This is a genomic window from Gudongella ferriphila, from assembly GCF_046224405.1.
GTDB lineage: Bacteria > Bacillota > Clostridia > Tissierellales > Tissierellaceae > Gudongella.
Genome location: NZ_JBJXRK010000002.1, coordinates 88,234 through 105,437 on the forward strand (window position 1 = coordinate 88,234; position 17,204 = coordinate 105,437).

18 protein-coding genes are annotated in these 17,204 nt (G+C 42.9%); 7 read left to right on the top strand and 11 right to left on the bottom strand.

Translation table 11 applies throughout. The features are described 5' to 3' along the window. Positions 1-36: 36 nt before the first annotated feature. A complete protein-coding gene (gene pepF, locus ACKVDP_RS02730) occupies positions 37-1,854 on the bottom strand; it encodes an oligoendopeptidase F (protein WP_409227271.1) in 1,818 nt (605 codons plus the stop codon). An 83-nt stretch (positions 1,855-1,937) separates the two neighbouring features. Next, positions 1,938-2,420: a hypothetical protein gene (locus ACKVDP_RS02735; RefSeq protein ID WP_409227272.1), complete on the bottom strand. Its 483-nt coding sequence runs from the start codon at positions 2,418-2,420 to the stop codon at positions 1,938-1,940. Between the two features lie 380 nt (positions 2,421-2,800). Here ACKVDP_RS02735 and ACKVDP_RS02740 point away from each other — a divergent pair, with 380 nt between their 5' ends. The 4 genes from ACKVDP_RS02740 (at position 2,801) to ACKVDP_RS02755 (ending at position 5,473) form a co-directional block, all read left to right on the top strand. Next, a complete protein-coding gene (locus tag ACKVDP_RS02740) occupies positions 2,801-2,974 on the top strand; it encodes a hypothetical protein (protein WP_409227273.1) in 174 nt (57 codons plus the stop codon). A gap of 3 nt (positions 2,975-2,977) precedes the next feature. Beyond that, on the top strand, positions 2,978-3,337 hold the full coding sequence (locus tag ACKVDP_RS02745; RefSeq protein WP_409227274.1) for a hypothetical protein: 360 nt from the start codon (positions 2,978-2,980) through the stop codon (positions 3,335-3,337). 10 nt (positions 3,338-3,347) lie between these two features. Next, on the top strand, positions 3,348-3,773 hold the full coding sequence (locus tag ACKVDP_RS02750; RefSeq protein WP_409227275.1) for a hypothetical protein: 426 nt from the start codon (positions 3,348-3,350) through the stop codon (positions 3,771-3,773). 110 nt (positions 3,774-3,883) lie between these two features. Next, positions 3,884-5,473 (top strand): ABC-F family ATP-binding cassette domain-containing protein, encoded by a 1,590-nt coding sequence (locus tag ACKVDP_RS02755; RefSeq protein ID WP_409227276.1) that lies wholly within the window; start codon positions 3,884-3,886, stop codon positions 5,471-5,473. Between the two features lie 40 nt (positions 5,474-5,513). Here the strand turns inward: ACKVDP_RS02755 and htrA are convergent, their stop codons facing one another. Continuing rightward, the gene (htrA, locus tag ACKVDP_RS02760) at positions 5,514-6,731 is read right to left on the bottom strand and encodes a serine protease HtrA (protein ID WP_409227277.1); all 1,218 of its coding nucleotides are present in this window, start codon (positions 6,729-6,731) and stop codon (positions 5,514-5,516) included. Between the two features lie 126 nt (positions 6,732-6,857). Here htrA and ACKVDP_RS02765 point away from each other — a divergent pair, with 126 nt between their 5' ends. Continuing rightward, a complete protein-coding gene (locus tag ACKVDP_RS02765) occupies positions 6,858-7,544 on the top strand; it encodes an MBL fold metallo-hydrolase (protein WP_409227278.1) in 687 nt (228 codons plus the stop codon). A gap of 28 nt (positions 7,545-7,572) precedes the next feature. Here the strand turns inward: ACKVDP_RS02765 and ACKVDP_RS02770 are convergent, their stop codons facing one another. Together ACKVDP_RS02770 and ACKVDP_RS02775 are read right to left on the bottom strand one after the other, a co-directional pair. Beyond that, a complete protein-coding gene (locus tag ACKVDP_RS02770) occupies positions 7,573-8,220 on the bottom strand; it encodes a YczE/YyaS/YitT family protein (RefSeq protein WP_409227279.1) in 648 nt (215 codons plus the stop codon). Positions 8,221-8,362: 142 nt separating this feature from the next. Then, a complete protein-coding gene (locus tag ACKVDP_RS02775; RefSeq protein WP_409227371.1) occupies positions 8,363-9,220 on the bottom strand; it encodes a tRNA 2-thiocytidine biosynthesis TtcA family protein in 858 nt (285 codons plus the stop codon). Between the two features lie 255 nt (positions 9,221-9,475). Between ACKVDP_RS02775 and ychF the strand changes: the two genes are divergently transcribed. Beyond that, positions 9,476-10,570 carry a redox-regulated ATPase YchF gene (gene ychF, locus ACKVDP_RS02780; RefSeq protein WP_409227280.1) on the top strand — a complete coding sequence of 365 codons (1,095 nt, stop codon included), beginning with the start codon at positions 9,476-9,478 and terminating at the stop codon, positions 10,568-10,570. 202 nt (positions 10,571-10,772) lie between these two features. On the opposite strand, the gene ACKVDP_RS02785 is transcribed toward ychF, so the two are convergent. The 4 genes from ACKVDP_RS02785 to ACKVDP_RS02800 all read right to left on the bottom strand — a co-directional run bounded on the left by ACKVDP_RS02785 (position 10,773) and on the right by ACKVDP_RS02800 (position 14,604). Beyond that, positions 10,773-11,693, bottom strand: a complete 921-nt coding sequence (locus ACKVDP_RS02785) for a DMT family transporter (protein ID WP_409227281.1) — start codon at positions 11,691-11,693, stop codon at positions 10,773-10,775. A 62-nt stretch (positions 11,694-11,755) separates the two neighbouring features. Beyond that, positions 11,756-12,418: a TlpA family protein disulfide reductase gene (locus tag ACKVDP_RS02790; RefSeq protein ID WP_409227282.1), complete on the bottom strand. Its 663-nt coding sequence runs from the start codon at positions 12,416-12,418 to the stop codon at positions 11,756-11,758. 13 nt (positions 12,419-12,431) lie between these two features. Beyond that, positions 12,432-13,127: a cytochrome c biogenesis CcdA family protein gene (locus tag ACKVDP_RS02795; protein WP_409227283.1), complete on the bottom strand. Its 696-nt coding sequence runs from the start codon at positions 13,125-13,127 to the stop codon at positions 12,432-12,434. A gap of 79 nt (positions 13,128-13,206) precedes the next feature. Next, complete coding sequence (locus tag ACKVDP_RS02800; protein WP_409227284.1) at positions 13,207-14,604, bottom strand: MATE family efflux transporter; 1,398 nt, start codon at positions 14,602-14,604, stop codon at positions 13,207-13,209. A gap of 131 nt (positions 14,605-14,735) precedes the next feature. On the opposite strand from ACKVDP_RS02800, the gene ACKVDP_RS02805 reads away from it, so the two are divergent. Further along, positions 14,736-15,776 carry a potassium channel family protein gene (locus ACKVDP_RS02805; RefSeq protein ID WP_409227285.1) on the top strand — a complete coding sequence of 347 codons (1,041 nt, stop codon included), beginning with the start codon at positions 14,736-14,738 and terminating at the stop codon, positions 15,774-15,776. Positions 15,777-15,807: 31 nt separating this feature from the next. Here the strand turns inward: ACKVDP_RS02805 and ACKVDP_RS02810 are convergent, their stop codons facing one another. Together ACKVDP_RS02810 and ACKVDP_RS02815 are read right to left on the bottom strand one after the other, a co-directional pair. Continuing rightward, positions 15,808-16,593 (bottom strand): family 1 encapsulin nanocompartment shell protein, encoded by a 786-nt coding sequence (locus ACKVDP_RS02810; RefSeq protein WP_409227286.1) that lies wholly within the window; start codon positions 16,591-16,593, stop codon positions 15,808-15,810. A gap of 13 nt (positions 16,594-16,606) precedes the next feature. After that, positions 16,607-16,951 carry an encapsulin-associated ferritin-like protein gene (locus ACKVDP_RS02815; protein ID WP_409227287.1) on the bottom strand — a complete coding sequence of 115 codons (345 nt, stop codon included), beginning with the start codon at positions 16,949-16,951 and terminating at the stop codon, positions 16,607-16,609. Positions 16,952-17,204 lie beyond the last annotated feature (253 nt).

A 17,204-nucleotide genomic window follows, 5' to 3' on the forward strand; every position in this document is an offset into this window, starting at 1 on the left:
GGCAAAATTTGGACCCCTGTCTCCAGGGGTCTAGTTTCAGTGAATTTCATTTTCCAATTCATCAGTTAGTTTTTCAATCTCATCAATCATCCTGCCAATGTAAGAAATGGTGTTCAGCAAGGGACGTTCGGTTGTTATATCCACTCCAGCCATCCTTGCCAGCTCCACCGGTTTCTTGGTCCCACCTGCCATAAGCACGTTTCTCCAGTCCTCTATGGCAGCTTCCCCTTCCCTTAGGATTCTCTGGCTTGCTTCAGTGGAAATGGTCAAGCCAGCTGAATAGGTGTAGGGATATAGTCCCATGTAATAGTGGGGTTGCCTCATCCAGGTCAGCTCAGCTCCTGGAATTATTTCAACCTCTTCACCCCAGAATTTCTGAAGGGTCTCTCTTTTGAGCCGGTCCAGAACCTCTGCATTTACACTACCCCCATCGTCTATTATTCTATAGACCTCCCTTTGAAAGTGGGCTTCCAAGAGATGGGTCACAAAGTTGTGGTAGTAGGTCTTTGATACCATGGAGGATAGCACCCACCTTTTCATCCTTTTGTCATCCGTAGTCTTCATAAGATGGTTTGTAAGGAGCATTTCATTCATGGTGGAGGGTGCCTCTATAAAGTAAAGTGACGGCTCTGAGTTGAAGATGCTCTGGTTCCTGTGAGCAAGATGAAAATGTCCTGCATGTCCAAGCTCATGGGCCAGAGTGAATACATCCCTCATCTTATCGGTCCAGGACAGCAGCACAAATGGATGCGAGCCGTAGGGTGTTGAGCAGAATGCCCCTGTTGATTTGCCTTCATTCATGGCGAAATCAATCCATCTTTCATCAAAGGCCCGTTGTAGCATTGCCTGGTAATCCTCGCCCATTATTCCAAGGCTTTGAAATATATAGTCCTGTGTTTCCTCAATGGATATCTCAGGTTCAAAATCCGGATCAACATCAACCTTAAGATCTGCGAAGGTCATCCTGTCAATCCCGTGGATTTTTCCAAGAAGTTTTGCATATCTCCTCATATGGGGCGCAAGGTGCTCCATTATGGTGTCAATCTGTCGGTTGTACAGGTCCAGGGTTACCTCCTGGTCCATGAGAAGACTTTCAAAAACAGACTCAAAGCCTCTAAGGTCAGAAAGTGTCTTCTCCCTGGTTACATGTGCCTGATAGGCTGTTGCCATTGTGTTTCTGTACCGCGCCAAGTCCTTGGAGAAAGCCTTGAAGGCCTCCCTTCTAAGCTCAGTGTCCTTCTCGTACTCCCACTCTCCTTCAAAGGATGCAAAACTAAGGGCATGGTCCTCTCCCTTGGCCTTAAAATCTTCAAAGGCAAGATCTGCAAGCTTTGACATGTTGTATACCCTATAGGGAGCTTCAAAGGTTGTGGACAGGGCGGAAAGAACCCTTTCAGCCTCGGGATGGAGCCTGTATGGTTTCTTTCTCAGTACGAACCTGAAATAACCAAGATTCTCAGAATTTTCCCTTGCAGCCTCCATTAGCACTTCCTCTGGAGCCTCCATTAGTTCAGCCTCGATAAAGCTCAGTCTGCTTTCCATGGCAGAAATTCTGTTGCTTATATTCTCAAGCCTCTCCTGAGCCTTCATATTGGTCAGGTCAACCTCTGCATCCAGATAGGAATAGTTCTCAAGCCAGCCTCCAAGCATTTCCAGCTCTCTCAATCGGTCCAGGCAGTCACTGATTTCTTTTGCACCCTTTAACTTGGACTTGAAATCCCGTTCAATCCCTTCCCCAATGGAGACATACTTGTCACAGGTGTCCTTAAAGGACTTCTCATCCTTGAAAATTCCAGTCAAATCCCATGTAAGACTTTTTTCAACCTCACTTCTCTTTGGCATTTTTTCAGCCATGGCTATCCCCCCCCGATCAAACTATTAAACCTAAGCTACATACCTTCCAATCCAAGTTTCTGAAGCCTTCAAGCCTGTGCCTCTTATCTCTTGACATTTCTTCTCCTTTCACGGTCTCCTGCCATCATTATCCTTATGGTTTCAAAGGCTGCCACTATTAAAAATACAGCATAATGTCCCCTTGCATAACGGAAAAATGCCCTTGGAAAGTAATAGTCGTGAATATCTCCTGAAAGCAGTCCAATCTGGTTCCTTAGCTCGATCACCTGTTGGGAATCCATCCCCCTTGTGACTTCAACCTCAATCCTTGGCTCATTAACAGCTCTGTCCTTGTCGAACATGTTAAATTCCAGATTATGGAATGCAAGTATATGGTTATAATCAATTTCAAGGTCTTCATACTCTTCAGGCTGTGTGGAGTAGAACTCATATTGAGGATAATCTTCCTCTATCACATTTATCATTGGTTCATATTTTATTGAATCCGAAAAATAAAAGACCGTACCCAGCAGCATAAGCATTATTGATACCAGCATGGCAACTCTTTTTAATATATATATAAACATAGGAATCCCCTTTCAACTATTCTCCTGTTAATTATAACACGAATCGCTTTGGCTTTCTCCCACTTATTGAAATCTTTCAAAAATAATTGGCTGATTTTACATATTTGTGCAGGTATGAAATCCAATCTATGATGACCCTATCCACGACTTCAAAGAGTCATATGTTCGTTATATTTTTCACTTTAAAATTGACACTGTTAAATTTATGAATATTTCTTGCTAATTTACTCTATACTCTACTGTTTTAGTAATTTTTAGAAAATTTCGTGATTCTTTTTTGAAAAATACTTAATGTTTTTTACCAAATACTATTGATTTATGCTTCAGACCATGATAATATTCCGTTAGATATATAACAATGTATTTTTGGAGGTTTTATTATGACTAAAAAGTTGATTGGACTTGTAGCATTCGCAGCTACAGGTTCAGGACTTCTATTTACAGTAGGACTTAACGAAATGGGTCCACTCAATACAATATTTTTAATGGCTGTGGGCTACTTTTTTACCCTAAGTATTGTAGACCACTACAAGGACTTAAAGGAAGGTGAATAAGGGATGAAAATCAATAAGACAAATCTAAGAATTCTATCATTGGCCATAGCAAGCACTTCCCTTACCTGGATCCTGAACCATCAGCTGGGACTTGGTCCTATTGTTGCAAACGGACTTGTTGGTGTTGCAGCTGCCATATTTATGCCAGGAGCTCTCGCAGGGATTGCCTACACTTCATCCTTCGTTGGAATGAGCTCGTTGACCGTGCTTCCATCAGTTCTCTTTGCACTTGTGGGTGGATTGATTGCAGGATTTATAATTATCACAACAGCAGAAATCTATGCAGGTATCGGTGGTAAGGGTGGAACCACAGCTGCTGCCGCAGCTCTTGTTACCAGGGCGATTTCAGGACTTTTAGGATAGGAGGAAAACCATGAACACATTAACGATCATATCGACTGCCATTGCAGCAGGTGTTGCAACTTATTTCATAGCGAACAATCTTAAAAAGGGCGCTGTACTTGCATCAGCATCTGTGACCCTTGTCTCAGGGATTATTTTCCCCTACTTCTTTCCTGCCATGGGCTCAACACTTATGGTGGTGGCTGCCTGTGCTTCATATGGAGGGATGGTTTCCAGAAAGAACGCTCCAACACTGCTTGACATGGTAATGATTTCAGCAATAATAGGTCTCCTGTTTACAATAACCGCTACCTCCTATGCTGGAATTGGTGGTAGACTTGGAACCATTGCAGCAATTTCATGCTTTGCCTGGTTGGGTTTGAAAAATTCCGCCAAGGCGGCATCAAGGGCCAGAAAAAGTGACTTCTTGTCAAAATCTGTTGGAATTTGGCAATAATTCAATAAAGAAATTCATAAGGAACCTGAAAAGGTTCTTTTTTGTTGAATTAAAAGGTTCATCATGATACAATGACTTGATGAAAATATTGAAAAGAGGATGAAGAACAATTGATTAATGTAAATAACGTGAGCCTTAGATTTGGCTCCCAAAAACTATTTGATGATGTAAACCTTACCTTTACACCTGGCAACTGCTATGGTGTAATCGGGGCGAATGGTGCTGGAAAAAGTACTTTCCTAAGGATCCTATCCGGTGATATCGAAGCTGACTCAGGAGAGATAAACATAGCACCGAATACCCGTATGAGCGTTCTCAAGCAGGACCACTACGAATTCGACGACTATGGAGTAATCGAGACGGTTATCATGGGAAACAAGAGACTGTATGACATAATGATTGAAAAGGACGAGATTTATGCAAAAGAAGACTTCACGGATGCCGATGGAATAAGGGCTTCCGAGCTTGAGGGTGAGTTTGCGGAAATGGACGGATGGAGTGCGGAAAGTGAGGCCTCCTCATTGCTGCAAGGCCTTGGGATACCTGTTTCCCTTCACCAGAAAAAGGTCAAGGACCTTACAGGAAACGAAAAGGTGAAGGTGCTCCTGGCACAGGCCCTTTTTGGAAAACCTGGAATACTGATACTTGACGAGCCGACAAACGACCTGGACGTCAAGAGCATAAGATGGCTGCAGGACTTTTTGGGCGATTTTGAGGGAACCGTAATCGTTGTTTCCCATGACCGTCACTTCCTAAATGAAGCCTGTACCCACATGGTTGACATAGATTTCGGAAAGATAAAAATGTTTGTTGGTAACTATGATTTCTGGTATGAGTCCAGTCAACTTGCACTCCAGCTTATGAGAGACCAGAACAAGAAGAAGGAAGACAAGATAAAGGATCTTCAGTCGTTTATAGCCAGATTCTCAGCCAATGCCTCAAAATCCAAGCAAGCTACATCTAGGAAGAAGCTGCTTGATAAGATTTCCCTAGATGACATAACCCCTTCCACAAGAAGGTATCCATTTGTCAGCTTTACAATGGAAAGGGAGGTTGGAAACGAGATCCTTACAGTTGAAAACCTCAGCAAAGAGCTTGATGGAGATGTGTCCCTCAAGGATATTTCCTTCAGGGTGAACAAGAATGACAAGATCGCATTTATTGGGGATGAGATGGCTGTTTCTGCACTATTCCAGATATTGGTTGGAGAAATGGAAGCGGATAGCGGCTCCTTCAAGTGGGGGCAGACCATAACCACCTCATATTTCCCCAAGGACAATTCACAGTTCTTCAACAACGTAAAGCTTAACCTAGTGGATTGGCTAAGACAGTTCTCCGTTGAACAAAGCGAAATATACCTTAGGGGCTTCCTTGGAAGGATGCTTTTCTCAGGGGATGAGGCCTTGAAGGATGCACAGGTGCTATCCGGTGGTGAAAAGGTTAGATGCATGCTTTCCAGAATGATGCTTAAGGAGGCTAATGTCCTTATTCTGGACCAGCCCACCAACCATCTTGATCTGGAATCAATAACAGCTGTAAACAATGGCTTGAGGGACTACAAGAGCAATATCCTGTTCACATCCCACGATCACCAGTTTATGCAAACCATAGCAAACAGGATCATAGAGATTACACCAGACGGATTCCGAGACAGAGCCATGACCTATGAGGAGTATATTGAAGAATTCTACATGAAGTAGAAACTTCCTATTGGCAAAAAAACAGAAAAATCCTGAGACATCAATTTGTCTCAGGATTTATTTTTGCGTCCTTAAATTCGGGAAGCAGGGTCTGTTTCTCTCCATTTCTTACAATATCTAGCTGGGCACTGTCTCCAGATCCATATTTGTACAGAGCTCTTCTTAGCTGACCCATATTCGAAATCTCCCTATCGTCGATTCCTATTATTACATCACCTGGAAGAATTCCTGCATCCTGTGCCGTACTTCCTGGTTGAACCTCAAGAACAACCACTCCGCTTTCAGGCTCCAGGTCAATTCCAAGCCTTGCCTCATACTCCTCCAGTGGAACACCGGTTATTCCAAGAAGAACTGTCTGATGTGTTCCTGTCCGGACAATTTCATCAATGATCGGCTTTGTGAGATTTATTGGAATGGCAAATCCTAGCCCTTCGGCGGTCTTCATCTTCGCAGTGTTGATTCCGATCACCTCTCCGTTTCCGTTCAACAGGGGTCCTCCGCTGTTTCCAGGATTTATGGATGCATCGGTTTGGATAAGATCTTCAATGATATTGCTGGCATCAACCCTTACAGCTCTGTTGAGACCTGAAATCACTCCACTGGTGACGGTTCTTTCAAACTCAAGCCCCAAGGGGTTTCCAATTGCCACTGCAAGCTCTCCAACCACCAGACTGTCTGAATCACCCAGTACCGCCACTGGCAGGTTGCTTCTTTCCACCTTGACCACGGCTAGGTCCAGGAAGGGATCGTTCCAGAGGACCTCACCTTCAGACTGTTCCCCATCCTCAAACTTCACGGTGATCTCCTTTGCCTCTCCATCTGCAACCACGTGGGAGTTTGTCAGTATATATCCATCCTCATGGACTATTACTCCGGAGCCTACACCACTGACATCCTGCTGGGAAAACCAAAACTCCTGCGTCTCAACCGTTGTAATCCCAACCACTGAGCTCATGCTCTTCCTGGCAACTGCAGATACTGCTGTTATGCTGTCATTTGGGTTGATTGTTATGGGAGTCTGCACATAATCATTGGGGTTGTCCTGGTCTGCAAAATAGCCGTTGCCCAGATAGGCTCCAGCAAACCCTCCCACAAAGGATATCAAAAGAACCACAGCGACAAGCGTCAACCAATTTCGACCCTTCTTCTCCTTCTTGTCCTGGATAGTCTTTCCCTGCTGAGCATCATCAACCACTTTGCTATTCTGAACTTCCTGGTCCATGTTTGCTTCTGGGTCTATATTATTGTTATTGTCCATTCTTATTTCTCCTTTCCTATTTTCTTAATTAAATTCTAACTCCCTAATGTGAAAGGAATATGAAAAGCAGGTGGAAAAAATGTAAAAATGGGTAGAGTATGAATATATTCTAGAGGAGGTTATCAGATGAGGGGCAAAAAAGTAAAAGTGGAATATATATATCACAGCGGCTATACAATAGAGACGGAAAATTACTTTATGGTTTTTGACTATTTCAAGGGGGATATAGAACTTCCTGACAAGCCCGTGCTTGTCTTTGTAAGCCATTCCCACCCTGACCATTTCAACGAGGACATCTTTAAATGGACCCTGGCAAGCAGTGACATCACCTACATCCTAAGCGACGACATCATGGTGCCTTCAAATGGCAGAATTCGTCTTATGGGTCCATATGAGAGGCTGGACTTCACGGATTTTTCTGTTGATACCTTTGGCTCCACAGACCAGGGCGTATCCTTCCTTGTGAATGTTCATGGAATTAGCATCTTCTTTGCTGGGGATTTTCACTGGTGGCATTGGGAGGAGGATACCAATGAGGAGAAAGCACTTATGGAAAGGGATTTCAAAAGCGAAATCGAAAGAATCCGGGGGAATAAAATTGACGTAGCATTTTTCCCTGTTGATCCACGACTTGGGGAGCATTATTACCTGGGAGGGAAGTACTTTATTGATAGTATCAATCCAAAACATTTCTTCCCACTCCACTTTGGGGATAACTTTGAAATAATCACTGACTTTATCAACATTCCCATGAGCAACAATACACATATCCATAAGGTCCAAAAGCGAAACCAGATATTTCAGGTCACATAAAATGGATGGCATCAATGCCATCCATTTTTTATACTCGATTCTTGATTGCCTTAAGATCATCCTGAATAAATCTGTGCTCCACCTTTTCCACTCTGAAATTAATGAGCCTGAATAGTCTCTGGAATATTACACCCCCAAAAAACGCCATAATAATGGTTCCTATTCCAAAGCTGCCCCCGAGAATTATCCCTATTGTTACAACAGAAGCCTCAATTGCACTTTTTATGAACCTCACTGACTTCCCGGTTCTTCTTGTGAGGACAACCATTAGTCCATCCCTGGGACCAGCTCCGATTCCCTGGGAAATGTAGACAGAAAATCCGAGCCCCTGCACAGCTATGCCTGCAATTATCATGATTAGTCCTATGGTTGGTGTTTGGGCCACGGGAACCAGATTGTTGAGCATAAGAATATCAATGAAGGTACCAATCAACAGCATGTTCATAATCGTTGCCCAACCTATTGCCTGTCCAAGATAGATATCAAGAATTATTATCAGAAATCCCATTATTATATGGGTTTGACCAATTGTTATACCTACTGTCCTTGAAACCCCCTGGTGGAATACATCCCAGGGAGAAACTCCCAGACTTGCATTAATTGTAAGCACTATTCCAACGGCAAATATGAACAAACCCACCACTACCTTAAGCAATCTCTTCGGTGTATAAACCATTTTACCCCTTCTTTTCCACTTAATTTTCAATTCAACCGGCTATGGTCAGATACCATTACATCCAGGTAACAGTAAAACCCTTTCTCACAATCTCCCTGATTCCGTTTAGGTTCAAGGATATCAGCTTCATCCCAAACCCTTCTTAATACTCATCAAGAAAAGAATGCTTTTCTCCGTCCTTTTCCCATCCAAGTATTCCTTCCATGTTGACATTTTGAGCAGCCCTGAATATGGAGCTGTCAACATTCTGGAAGTCCTCCTTAAGCCTTTCTATCAGCTCCTTGATCTCGGTTCTCTTGTTGCCAATCTTTTTCGCAGCGACCATACAGGCACAATTAAGTGGCCATATTCCCGCATTCTGGATAAAACGTTCAATATATTTCTCCTCTATGAGATACATTGGCCTTATCAGTTCCATATCCTCAAAGTTCTGAGCCTTGAGCTTTGGCATCATGGTTTTGAAATTACCTGCACAGAGGACATTGAGCATGGTGGTCTCAATCACATCATTGTAGTGGTGTCCAAGGGCCAGCTTGTTGCATCCAAGCTCCTGTGCTTTTCCATAAAGGGCCCCCCTTCTCATCCTTGCGCACATGTAGCAGGGATAGTCCTGGGCGATCTTGTCGGCAACCTCAAATACATTAGCTTCGTATATGTGTACAGGAATATCCAGATATCTGCAGTTATCTTCAAGCAGCTCCCTGATATCTGGATGGTAGCCTGGGTCCATGGCTATGAACTCAACCTCGAAATTCTGCGTCCCATATTTGTGCAGCTCCTGAAAGAGCTTGGCCATCAGGAGGCTGTCCTTACCTCCGGATATTGCAACGGCGATCTTGTCACCGTCCTGGATCAGTTCATATTCCTTTACAGCCTTGATGAACTTTGTCCAGATGTGCTTTCTATAGGTTTTAATTATGCTTCTTTCTATGTCCTTCAAAGGCTTTCTTTCATTGAAAGGAACCAGTATTTCGCAACCTTCTCCAGCTATGTCCGTAATTTTTTCACTCAACTTAATCCACTCCATCTATTATACAATTACTTTGTGCATCTAACTAATATTACTAGTTTATAACAAATATACATTTAATACAAGATTATTGCACATATGGCAAACTTGACTCCGCAGCCTTTGCCCCTTATGATATAATCTTTCTAGGAGCAATACTTTCGTTGCAATCCAAGGCCATTTAAGGTATAATTCTAACTCGTGGATAGACGATGAAAATAATTTATATATGGAAAGGAAATCAAAATGAAGCTAGGAATAGTAGGCCTACCTAATGTAGGAAAAAGTACATTGTTCAATGCAATAACCCATGCAGGAGCCGAATCCGCAAATTACCCCTTCTGTACAATAGAACCAAACGTAGGTGTCGTGGCGGTTCCAGATGAAAGGATCTATAAGCTTGCAGAGATCTACAACTCAAAAAAGATTGTGCCAACAGCCATAGAGTTCTACGACATTGCAGGACTTGTAGCTGGAGCCAGCAAGGGAGAGGGACTCGGAAACAAGTTTCTGTCACATATCAGAGAGGTTGAGGCTATAGTCCATGTTGTAAGGTGCTTCCAGAACGAGGATGTGGTCCACGTCTCCGGCGGGATCGATCCATTGAGAGACATCGAAACAATCAATCTGGAGCTTATGCTTTCGGATATGGAGCTTTTGGAAAGACGTCTTGAAAAATCACAGAAGCTGGCCAAGAACGACAAGTCCTTAAGACTTGAGGTTGAGGTGATAAAGAAAGCCCTTCAGGTCCTTGAAGAGGGAAAATCACTTAGGACTCTTGATCTGACAGATGACGAGGCTGCATTATTAAGATCCTTTAACATGCTGAGCTCAAAGCCAATCATTTACATTGCGAACATCTCAGAGTCAGATGTGGGTTCAGAGGAAGAAAATCCTTATGTTAATCAGGTGAAGGAATTTGCCGCAACTGAAGGCGCTGAGGTTGTTGTTGTCAGTGCAGAAATTGAAGAGGAGATTTCTCAGCTTGACGAAGAGGAAAGGAAGGAGTTCCTTGCGGACCTTGGACTTACAGAGTCCGGACTTGACAAGCTAGTTCAGGCTAGCTACAGACTGCTGGGACTAATAAGCTTCCTGACAGCAGGTGAGCCGGAGTCAAGGGCGTGGACCATAAAGAGAGGCACTCCAGCTCCTCAGGCAGCCGGCAAGATCCACTCCGACATAGAAAGAGGCTTTATCAGGGCTGAGGTAATCCACTACGATGACCTTATGGCCCATGGAGGGAGCATGGCATCTGCTAGAGAGAAGGGACTTGTGAGGATTGAGGGCAAGGACTACATCATGAAGGATGGAGACGTTGTCCACTTCAGATTCAACGTTTAGATGTTATTAACTTGGATAGACCCCTGTGGTGAAGATCACCACAGGGGTCATTTTTTAACTATTTTTCCCCAAGGGGAACTTCATAAAAACATTGAACTGATCTCCGTCAACCTGCAAATCGAACTCTCCACCATCCTTTACCTTGCTTTAAAGTATAAGGGGTAATTCTTACAAAACAGTCCATAGATTTCTTACAAAATCCTTAAGCTCTTACCCGCTTCTTCTTTGGGCCGAAGTAAAGTGTGCCCCAAACACCTGTCACTATCATGATTGCACCTATTACATCCTTAGTTCCGAAGGGTTCCTTTAGTATGAATACTCCGGCAAGTATTGCAAATACAGTTACAAGATTGCCGAAAATTGCCGATTGTGATACTGGTATCCTTGATATTGTGAAGTTCAGGAAGAAAAAAGCCACAACTGAAGACAAGAGTCCCAGATATAGTATTGGCCCATAGACCTCCGGATTTGTAAGTGGCTGAAAATATATTGCAAGGGTTCCCTCAAAGAGGCTTCTCACAAGAAGCGTACCATTGAAGACAATGGCACCGATAGACATCATTGTATATGTGATTTCAACAGGTGTAAACTGACTTGAGGCTCGTTTTGAGCTTAAGCTGTAAAGCGTTCCTGAAATTACTGACATGGTCAAAAATATAAGCCCAAGGGTGTTTCCCCCAAGACCGCTGGAATCGTTTAAGACATTGATAACTATAACTCCACCCACAGAAAGGATTATAAACATTATCTGGACAAGCTTCAGCCTTTCTTTCAGAAAAATTCTTGCTCCTATGGCCGTTGTCACAGGAACAAGGGATACCATCAATCCCGCCTGTGACGAGGTTGTGAGGTTAACTCCCTCCACCTCGAAGAAAAAATAGAGTACAGGCTGGAATATGGCAGTCATGATTACCAGCTTCAAATCCTTCCCCTTGAAATCAAGCTTGATCAATTTTAATGCCCTCAAGATCTGCATGGTAATTGCGGCAACCAAAAATCTGTAGGCAATAAGCTGCAGGGTACTCATGTAGCCAAGTCCGATCTTGGTAAACATAAAGGACATTCCAAATATCATAGAATATCCCAGGGCGGTCATATAGGGTAAAAATCTATTTTCTGTCATAACATCACACTCCTCATACAAATATAGCATTTTAGGGAGAAACTGGCAATGGAAAAGACCAGCTAAAGCTGGCCTTGCAGGTCTCTCATCTGTACAATTACATCCTCCATCTGCTCTAGAGTAAGCATTCCTGGCTGATATCCCAACAATATTCCTTCATCGCTTAAAAAATAGGTTGTAGGCATTCCGCTTACAAGGTAAACCTGTGCAATATGGCCATCATCGTCAAGTACAACGGGGAAATCATACCCTCCCTCATCAAGATAATCCTGTACCAGACCTTTCTCCTCCCTAACATTTACTGCAAGTACTACCAGGTCCTCATGGTCATCATGCACCTTCTGAAGGTCAGGCATCTCAATGTCACAATAGGTGCACCAGGTTGCCCAGAAATTCAGAAACACCATCTTCCCTTCATAATCACTGAGTTTCACTTGGTTCCCATCCATATCAAGAAGTGTAAAGTCTGGAGCCTTTTCTCCCATTACAATATCCGCATGCTCATGGTCCAGGTATCCGTCATGACCTCCTTCAGGAGCAGCTTGAGTATCATTCTGTTCTGGAACCGCCGATGGTTCTCCTGTCTGTGAGTCCGTCCCAAAGCCTTGCTCTTCTGTTTGGCTGGCTTGCTGGTCCCCTTCTCCCATGTTGGAAAATACATATACGGCTCCAGCTCCAATCAATGCAATAGCTACTATCAATATTATCAATTTACTGTTTTTCATATAATTCCTCCCTCTAAAGTAGCAGTGAGCTTATGCTCATCATCTTGTCAAAGAATATTAAAAGTCCAAATATTACAAGTATTATTCCGCTTATATAGGGCATATACTTAAGAAATTTCTCAGCCTTTGCCAGCCAGTTTATAAATACGTTTATAAACAGGGCAGTCATAAGAAATGGTATTGCCATGCCTACAGAATAGACGAAAAGCAACATCATTCCCTTCGATACAGTAGCGGATGTTCCAGCGAAGACCAGTATAGAAGCAAGCACCGGACCAAAACAAGGAGTCCAACCTGCTGCAAAGGCCATCCCCATAAGGATTGAGCTGAACCAGCTGGTAACCTTTTTAGGAGACTTGACCCTCTTTTCCATTCCTAGGATTCTAAGATTCAATACCCCCATCATATTTAATCCAAACAGGATTATTAGAATTCCACTGATCCTGAAGAAAATTGTCTTGTTCTGTATGAAGACCCTCCCAAGAAAGCTTGCAGATGATCCCATTATCATAAATATGACAGTGAATCCCAATACAAACCCCAGGGTTCTCATCAAGGCTGTCATTCGAACCTTTGAAATGTCATCCTCCATATCAACCCCTGTGATATACATGATATAGGCCGGAATCATAGGCAAAAGACACGGCGAAAAAAAGGATAGAAATCCTGCTCCAAATGCTATTGGAAGCGATACGTCTGCATTTATCATGGCAACCTCCCATTTTGTCGAAAATTAAAAACTCTATACCCATTATACCCGAAAGGGGTATGTAAGTATAGAGTTTCTGTCAACTTACTCCATAAATTCTTACGCTTTTCCAATCTCCCCTTTTAAACAGGGTGTATGCCCAAAGTCCGGAGATTACGTTCGTAGTGCTTATTGCAAGCCAGACACCTGTTGAATCCATCCCAAAAACCAAGCCCAGGATTATGGCCATGGAAACCCTGATTACAACCCAGCTGTAGAATGTAATGAAAAACGGTTTCTTTGTATAGCCTGCACCCTGCATTGTCCTGGAAAAAATAATTGCTATTGCATGGAATGGTTCAGATATGCCGATTATTATCAAAAATGTGGTCCCTATCCTCACAACATCTGGATTTGGAGCATCCAGGAAGAAATTTATGAAGGGGCCTGCAAATATGATGAACAGTAGAGATATCCCAAACATTATTCCTGCACCGAGAATTGCAGTCGCCCTTCCGCTGGCTTCAGCCCGATCGTACTGCTTTGCTCCAAGGTTCATCCCTGAAAGGGTTGCAGCGGCTGTTCCCACCGCAAGCCCAGGCATTAAGGCATATTGGTTTAGATTTGTTCCAATAACAAAGGCTGGAATCGCAAATTCAGCATCCAGGGTTCTGGCCAGGACCGCAAACATTACAAATGTGGTTGCATTTCTTGAAAGTCCCTGAAGTCCTGCCGGTATACCTATATCAATTATCTGCTTTGAAGCCTTCCATACTGGCTTGAACATGTCCCTCCATTTGACCTTTACATCAAATTTTCCACTTAAGAGCGCTCCCCAGGCCACCATAACGCTTATTACCCTTGATAGGGCAGTTCCCATTGCAGCACCGGCAACACCAAATGCTGGCAATCCAAACATGCCGAATATGAAAATGTAGTTTCCGATTACATTTATGATGTTCATCATTATGTCAATATAAAGGGGAGTTTTTGTGTCACCTGCCCCCTGAAATATGGACCTGGCCATAAAATGAAGCAAAAAGAAAGGTACTGCCAGAAAAAATATCTGCATATATTCGACTGCATAATTTAGGACCCCGTCAGTTACTCCCAGTATCTTAAGGCTGAACTCATTGGTCAGCAGCCCAACAGGTACAATAAAGGCTGATAGCAGCAAGGAAAGCATAAATGCCTGTCCGGCAGCGATGCTTGCACCTTCCTGGTCATCCTTTCCCACAAACCTTGCCACCATGGCGGTGGTTCCTGTGGAGATTGCAATTACCAGTACCATCAGGATCATTATGATATTTCTGCTTGTTCCAACTGCAGAAATGGCATCCACTCCTACGGTACCAACCATCTTCATATCGATTGTTCCAACTGAAACCTGTAGAAGGGACTGGATAATTACAGGCCATGCCAGATAAATGGAAGTCTTATACAGGTTATCATTGTTCAATAAGTATTCTCTTTTCTTCTTATATGCTGCACTTGCCATAATATTCTCCTCCAAAACATTATTATACCACTGGATCCAAAATTTATCTAGACCCACGAAATATCTTTATGGTAGAAGAACTCCCATAATAGGTATAAATAGGTTATAATGAACTAAAGGGGGAGGCTGTTATGAGTAGAAAAGACCGATTCGCTTTGTTCTTATTTGCCCTCATATTTATAGTACTTATTGGTGTGACTGGCTATACTTTGTTGCTGGACCTTAATTTTATTGACGCTTTGTACATGACCATTATAACCATCTCAACAGTTGGTTATGCAGAGGTTTCCTCCATGACACCGGAGGCAAAGCTGTTTTCAATATTTCTAATAATTATAAGTCTTGGTTCAGTGGGATATATGTTTACCAGGATAGTCTCATCATTGATGGAGGGAGACATCCGAAAAGCAATAAGGAGGAGAATGATGGAGCGAAGAATATCTGATTACAATGATCACTACATACTGTGTGGTGCTGGAGAGACAGGATGGCATGCCATGAAAAGGTTTCAGAAGAGCAATGTAAACCTGGTAGTTATTGATAAGGACGAGCAGGTTATAGAGGAGCTCCATGAAGAAGGCGTCTCTGCAATACTTGGTGATGCAACCATGGACGAAACACTTATAAGAGCTGGCATTGAGAGAGCAAAGGGTTTGATCTGTTCCCTCTCCAAGGACTCAGACAATGTTTTCACTGTACTTACTGCAAGGGAGCTTAATGAAAAGCTCTACATCGTATCAAGGGCCATTGATAAGAACTCCCATGACAAGCTTAAGAGAGCAGGAGCCAACAACACAATCTCCCCAGATGAAATCGGAGGAAGCCGTATGGCTGCACTGATGCTAAGACCTAATGTAATCTCCTTCCTGGACATAATAACCCATGCCGGAGAGGTTGTGCTTGATCTTGAGGATGTTGTAATATGCGATAGTTCATCAATAATGAATCAAACCCTTAGGGAGGTTCGAATCCCCGAAAAGACGGGACTGATCGTTCTTGCCATAAAAAAGAACCTTAAAAAGAAACTTCAGTTCAACCCCCATTCTGATGAGATTCTGGAGGTTGGGGATACAATGATTGTCCTGGGGACCCAGGACCAGATCAAAACACTGAGAAGACTTGCTTGCGACAAGGGAGACAGAATCCATGACAAAAAACACCAGCTGGATTAACCAGCTGGTGTTTTCATGTGGATTTTCTAGATCATAGACTGAATTTTACTATCAACGCTGGATCAAGTACTCTGAATGCAAAGGTCTCAGCAACAAAGAACTTCACCTTCTCCGCATCATGCTCCTGATAGCCGATTGAGAAGTCTCTTCCGATTGTAAGTTCAAGGTCATCATGGTTATAAGGAATCAGGTATGCTCCTTCCACTACATGACTGAGAATGATTTTACCTTCAATCAGGCTTTCAATTCTTTTCTTCAAAGGATATCCACTATCCTGAGCGATTATCCTCTTATAGGCATCTTTTCCCACAACAAGTGTGTATGATCCTCCTGCAAAATTTCTTCTAAGTCTTAGCACTCCCTCAGTTATTGACTCCATAAGGGATTTTGCATCTTCTCCAAGCTTGATTGCCTTTCCTTCAGCTGCTCCATCAAGTCCTACTATTCCCGCATTTTCCAAGCCATTGTACACAGCATTCTCTTCAAACAGCGCAATTTTTTCCAGGGCATCCTCCAATGGGCCATAATCAACATCCTTGGCTCCTCTTGAAACATTGTCAAGCTCCCATCTGTCCATCTCAAACTCGATTCTTGATTCAGTCAATGGAAGTACCTTGTAGTTTGCGTAGCAAACATCTCCATCCTCTTCGGTTTCCCCAAGTCTTCCCTCAGAAATGACATTGAACGAAAGACCCTTGGGTCCGTTTACCTTTACTACCTTCCTGGCTGACAGATATGACTTTAAGACCTCAGCGGCCCTTTCGTCTATTTCTCCCCAGGCTTCACTTGAAATTGGTGCCAGTTCTCTGTATAGCATATATGCTTCCCTCCTATTTTAGATCTCCAATGTTCAGTCCTTTATCACCAGAGAATTCTTCCTCTTCCCCGCCTTCTTCAAGGTGAGCGATGTCTCCTTCGGTGAATAAGTAAGTCTTCATCTCCTCATCCCAGGCTCCCATGTTTCTTCTTAGCCATTCCAATGTCATTACCGCGTGCTCGATCTCCTCATCTCTGTTGTGGGCAAGGATTTCCTTAAGTCCAGGATCAGTTGCGGCAGCAACTCTCTGGTTATACCAGTCAACAGCCTCTATTTCCTCCTTAAGGCTTACCAGTGCCCTTGTAATATCCATTGTCTTGTCATCTAGTCTTTCAACAGGTTCATGATATTGTGTCATCCCTATTCCTCCTTGTATTTATTCTCTAATAAGGACTTTACCCTAATTTACCAAATAATAAACACTCATATCCTATAGCTTATATATTCCAATAATCGGGACCTGCTTAAATACTGATAATTTAGCGATTACTTTTTCTGTTTTACGCAAAATAGCCATTTACTTCGCAGAGAATTTATGTTTTTTTTGAAGAGCCCATATCTACACATTTTAAGAGACAAAAAAAGAAGCCTTTAACAAAGCTTCAATTTTT